Annotated in this window: 4 protein-coding genes and 1 pseudogene; all 5 read right to left on the minus strand. The window is 72.2% G+C overall.

From position 1 onward, the window contains the following. On the minus strand, positions 1–1,966 hold a 1,966-nt coding region (locus x551_RS19210), incomplete at its 3' end, for a DUF3306 domain-containing protein (protein WP_152543591.1). Next, the gene (locus tag x551_RS25945) at positions 1,885–2,160 is read right to left on the minus strand and encodes a hypothetical protein (protein WP_051512172.1); all 276 of its coding nucleotides are present in this window, start codon (positions 2,158–2,160) and stop codon (positions 1,885–1,887) included. The genes x551_RS25945 and x551_RS19210, both read right to left, overlap by 82 nt. Next, positions 2,157–2,656, minus strand: a pseudogene (locus x551_RS19220) (DUF3305 domain-containing protein). Before x551_RS19220 ends, x551_RS25945 begins: the two are co-directional and overlap by 4 nt. A gap of 17 nt (positions 2,657–2,673) precedes the next feature. Next, complete coding sequence (apbC, locus tag x551_RS19225; protein WP_036236502.1) at positions 2,674–3,771, minus strand: iron-sulfur cluster carrier protein ApbC; 1,098 nt, start codon at positions 3,769–3,771, stop codon at positions 2,674–2,676. Between the two features lie 72 nt (positions 3,772–3,843). Next, positions 3,844–4,130 (minus strand): ATP-binding protein (locus x551_RS19230; protein ID WP_036250287.1); only part of this gene is annotated, 287 nt, incomplete at its 5' end.

Consider the following 4,130-nt stretch of genomic DNA (forward strand, 5'->3'; position numbering starts at 1 on the left):
CCGCGTCGAGCGAGGCGACGTCGCGCGCCTCGATCAGCCGCAGGTGGCGGCCGCGGTAGCCCAGTCCGTCGAGCAGCGCCTGGCCCACGGCCATCTGGGCCGCCACCGCCGCGCGGTAGTCGGGCGCCTCCTCGTCGGTCATCAGCACCCAGACCTGCGCGGCACCCTGGGCGATGGCCGCGAGCCAGAGGTCGAGCCCGACCGAGGCGGTGTGGAACACATCGACCGGGATCACGCGGGCCGGCACGCCGCGGACCGCGGGATCGGTGCGCGCCGCGCGACCGAGCGCGTCGACCAGCTGCACGCCGGCACCCTGGCTGTGCAGCAGCAGCGCCGCGTCACCCACGAGCTTGGGCCCGCCGGCCTGGCGGTAGGCGGAGAGCAGCGTGCGCAGCCGCCGGCCCTGGTGCGCCGGCGTGGGCGTGGCGTAGGTCAGTGCGCCGCTGGGGCAGACGGTGGTGCAGGCGCCGCAGCCCACGCACAGGTTGGGGTTGACGGCGATGCCACCCTTTTCCGGCCCGTCCTCGCTGCGCCGGCTGCCGATGGCCTGTGCGGAGCACACGTCGATGCAGGCGGTGCAGCCCTCGCGTTCGTTGCGGCTGTGAGCGCAGAGCTTGTGCTTGTACTGGAAGAACTTGGGCTTCTCGAACTCGCCCACCAGCCCGCGCAGGCGCAGCGCCGCGGACACGAGCCGGGCCTCGTCGGCCGCGTGGAAGTAGCCCTGGGGCGGCTGGTGCAGGCCGATCAGCGGCTCGACGCCAAGATCGAGCACGAGGTCGAAGCGCTCGGTGGTCTCGCCCGGCACACGCTGGAAGTCGATGGCGCCGGCGGCATCGCAGACCTTCACGCAGTCGCGGTGGGCGCTGCACTTCGCCAGGTCGACCTGGTAGCTGAAGTCGATCGCCGACTCGGGGCAGGCCTCGACACAGGCATTGCAGCGCGTGCACAGGTCCAGGTCGATGGGATTGGTCGAGGTCCAGGTCGCCTCGAAGGCACCGAGCCAGCCGGTCAGCGCCGTCACCCGGCCCGCGGCGACCGGCAGGCTGCGCGCCTGCGGCAGCCTGCCGCCGGGCGCCGTGAGCAGCAGCGACACGTCGAGTGCGTCCTGCAGCAGCAGTGCTGCGCGCTGCGCCGCGTCGGCCGGGCCGACGATCAGGCAGCGCCCGGCCGAGCGGTAGCCGACGGTGGCGACCGGTTCCGGATCGGGCAACTGAGCCGCTGTCAGCAGCGCGGCGAGCTTGGGCGTGAGCGTCGACGGCCGTGCACGCACGTCCTTCGACCAGCCGCCGGTCTCGCGCAGGTTGACGAAGCGGATCGGCCGCTCCTGCACGCCGGGTGCGCCCTCGGTCTCGGCGTTGAGCTCGAGGAACAGCCGCTGCTCCTGGGTGCAGGCGACCACCAGGTCCTCGCCCGATTTCGCGGCGCGCTGGAACGCGCCGGCCTCGCGGCGGCACAGCAGCGTGTGGACGACGTCGAGGCCGTCAGAGGCCGCCGGCCCCAGCGCGCGTTGCAGCGCCGGGCCGTCCAGCGGCATCGTCTGGTTGCAGTTGCAGATCAGGGTCTTCATCGGGGGCGTGGGGCACGGCGGCGACGGCGGGAGCCTTCGCGCCTGCGTCCTCGGCAGGGGGAAAGGTGGACGGGGACGCTCCGCGACAGGCACCGCGTCGGCAGGGTGGACGGGCGTGGCGGGCGCTTGCGCTGCAGCACGGGCTTCGGCCTCGGCCTGCGCTTCGGCCGCTTCCTCGGCGGCGAACAGGCCCATGAACCTGGCCTGGTTCAGCTGGCGCAGCATGGCCATGGGGATCGGGTCGGGCTGGCTGTAGTCGTCGATGTAGATGTCGAGCCCGTCCATCACGTTGTAGTGCGGGTCGGTGAACAGCTTCTTCACCGCCGCGCGCTTGACGTCCTCGTCGACGCCGCGCGCGACGAAGCGCGACACCTCGTCGCCGGGCCGCAGCGCCGCCACGTCGTCGAGCGTCGCAGCGGTTCGGCGGGCGCATCGGCCGCCGGATCGGCGGGCAAGGTCGGCACGACGGCCGGCGCCTCGACGAGCGCGGCGGGAGCGGCCGGCAGCGGCTCGTCCGGCGGCTGCCGGCCGCCCTTCACCGCGGCCTTGCGGCGCGACCAGCGCGACAGAAAGCCGTCGGCAGCGTCGCTCATCGCTGCTCCGGCGGCAGGAAGGAGGCCGGACGCTTGCGGCGCTTGGGTTCGGGCCGGTAGTGCGCGTCGTTCCAGGCCTGCAGCCAGGCGGTCACGTCGGGCGGCAGCGGCAGGTTGTCGACGCGCTCCTGCGCGTCGAGCCATCGGCCGGCCTCGTTGTACGACAGGCTCACGGTCTCGGGCCAGGCGCGCGAGGGGTCGTCGTCGGCGATGCGCCAACTCACGAACCACACCGGCGCGCCCGAGCTGAGGTTGAGGTAGTAGCCTCGCATTCGTCGGCGAACAGCTCGACGGTGAAACCGGGGTGCAGCCAGCGTGCCAGGCGGCCGTCGTCGCGCAGCAGGCGGGGCGTGGTGCCGAACGCGCCCTCGTCGTCGCGCAGCACCTCGACGAGCCGGAAGCGCCAGTCTTCCCAGCGGTTGGGGCTGGCCTCGCGCTCGATCACCACCGCCACGGTCACGGAGGGTCGCGCTGCCGGGCGATCGCTTCCGTCCATCCGCGTGCTGCCTCCGCTCAGGTGGTCTTGGAGATGCTGATCGTCGGGAACTTGGACGAGTAGTCCTTGGCCTTCTCGGCGATCTTGATCGCGATCTTGCGGGCCACGCTCTTGTAGATGCCGGCGATGTCGCCGTCCGGGTCGCTCACCACCGTGGGCCGGCCGGCATCGGCCTGCTCGCGGATCGCCATGCTGAGCGGCAGGCCGCCGAGGTAGTCGACGCCGTACTCGGTGCTCATCTTCTGGCCGCCGTCGGCGCCGAAGATGTGCTCGGTGTGGCCGCAGTTCGAGCACACGTGCACCGCCATGTTCTCGACCACGCCGAGGATGGGCACGCCGACCTTCTCGAACATCTTCAGGCCCTTGCGGGCGTCGAGCAGCGCGATGTCCTGCGGCGTGGTGACGATCACGGCGCCGGTCAGCGGCACCTTCTGCGACAGCGTGAGCTGGATGTCGCCGGTGCCGGGCGGCATGTCGACGATCAGGTAGTCGAGCTCGCGCCAGTTCGTCTGGCGCAGCATCTGCTCCAGCGCCTGGGTGGCCATCGGGCCGCGCCAGATCATCGGGCTGTCGGCGTCGACCAGGAAACCGATCGACATGACCTGCACGCCGAAGTTCTCGAGCGGCTCCATGCTCTTGCCGTCGGCGCTCTCGGGGCGGCCTTCGATGCCCAGCATCATGGGCTGGCTGGGGCCGTAGATGTCGGCGTCGAGCACGCCCACGCTGGCGCCCTCGGCGGCCAGCGCCAGCGCCAGATTGACGGCGGTGGTGCTCTTGCCCACGCCGCCCTTGCCCGAGGCCACCGCGACGATGTTCTTCACGCCAGGCAGCAACTGCACGCCGCGCTGCACCGCGTGCGAGACGATCTTCACGCCGAGATTCGCACTGACGTTCTCGACGCCGGGCACGCCGCGCGCGGCGGCGATCAGCGCCTTGCGCAGCGCCGCGATCTGGCTCTTGGCGGGATAGCCGAGTTCGACGTCGAACGCGACGTCGCCGCCCTCCAGCTTCAGGTTCTTGAGCTGCCGGGTCGAGACGAAGTCGCGGCCGGTGTTCGGATCGACGACGGCTTTCAGCGCGGCGAGCACGGCGGCGTCGTTCAGGAGCGAGGTCATGGGTCTATGAAGTGGTGTGCAAAGGCGCGGCCGAGTCTAGCCGAGCCCTGCCCCGCGAACCGGTGCGCGACTTCAGGGCCCCGTCGGCCGCAGGGGCAGGGAAATCCAGAACAGCGCGCCCGGCCCGGACGGTGCCGGCGCGAGCCCGACGTGGCCATCGAGCTGCATCGCCTGTTCGCGGCAGATCGCCAGGCTCAGGCCGATGCCGGGCCGGCCCTGGGTCGGCTCGGGCGGCGCAAAGGGGTCGAAGGCCCGCTCGGCATAACCCTCGGGCAGCGCCGGGCCGTCGTCGAGCAGTTCCACCCGCACCGCGTCGCCGTGCCGCGAGGCCGCCACCCGCACCTCGCCGCCGGCCGGCG

Origin of the sequence: Methylibium sp. T29 (assembly GCF_000576205.1) — a bacterium.
GTDB classification, from domain to species: Bacteria; Pseudomonadota; Gammaproteobacteria; order Burkholderiales; family Burkholderiaceae_C; genus Methylibium; species Methylibium petroleiphilum.

What these genes read in the sequence shown, in the direction of transcription:
- apbC (WP_036236502.1), bottom strand. Translation starts at nt 3,771, where the DNA reads ATGACCTCGCTCCTGAACGACGCCGCCGTGCTCGCCGCGCTGAAAGCC.
- x551_RS25945 (WP_051512172.1), bottom strand. Translation starts at nt 2,160, where the DNA reads ATGAGCGACGCTGCCGACGGCTTTCTGTCGCGCTGGTCGCGCCGCAAG.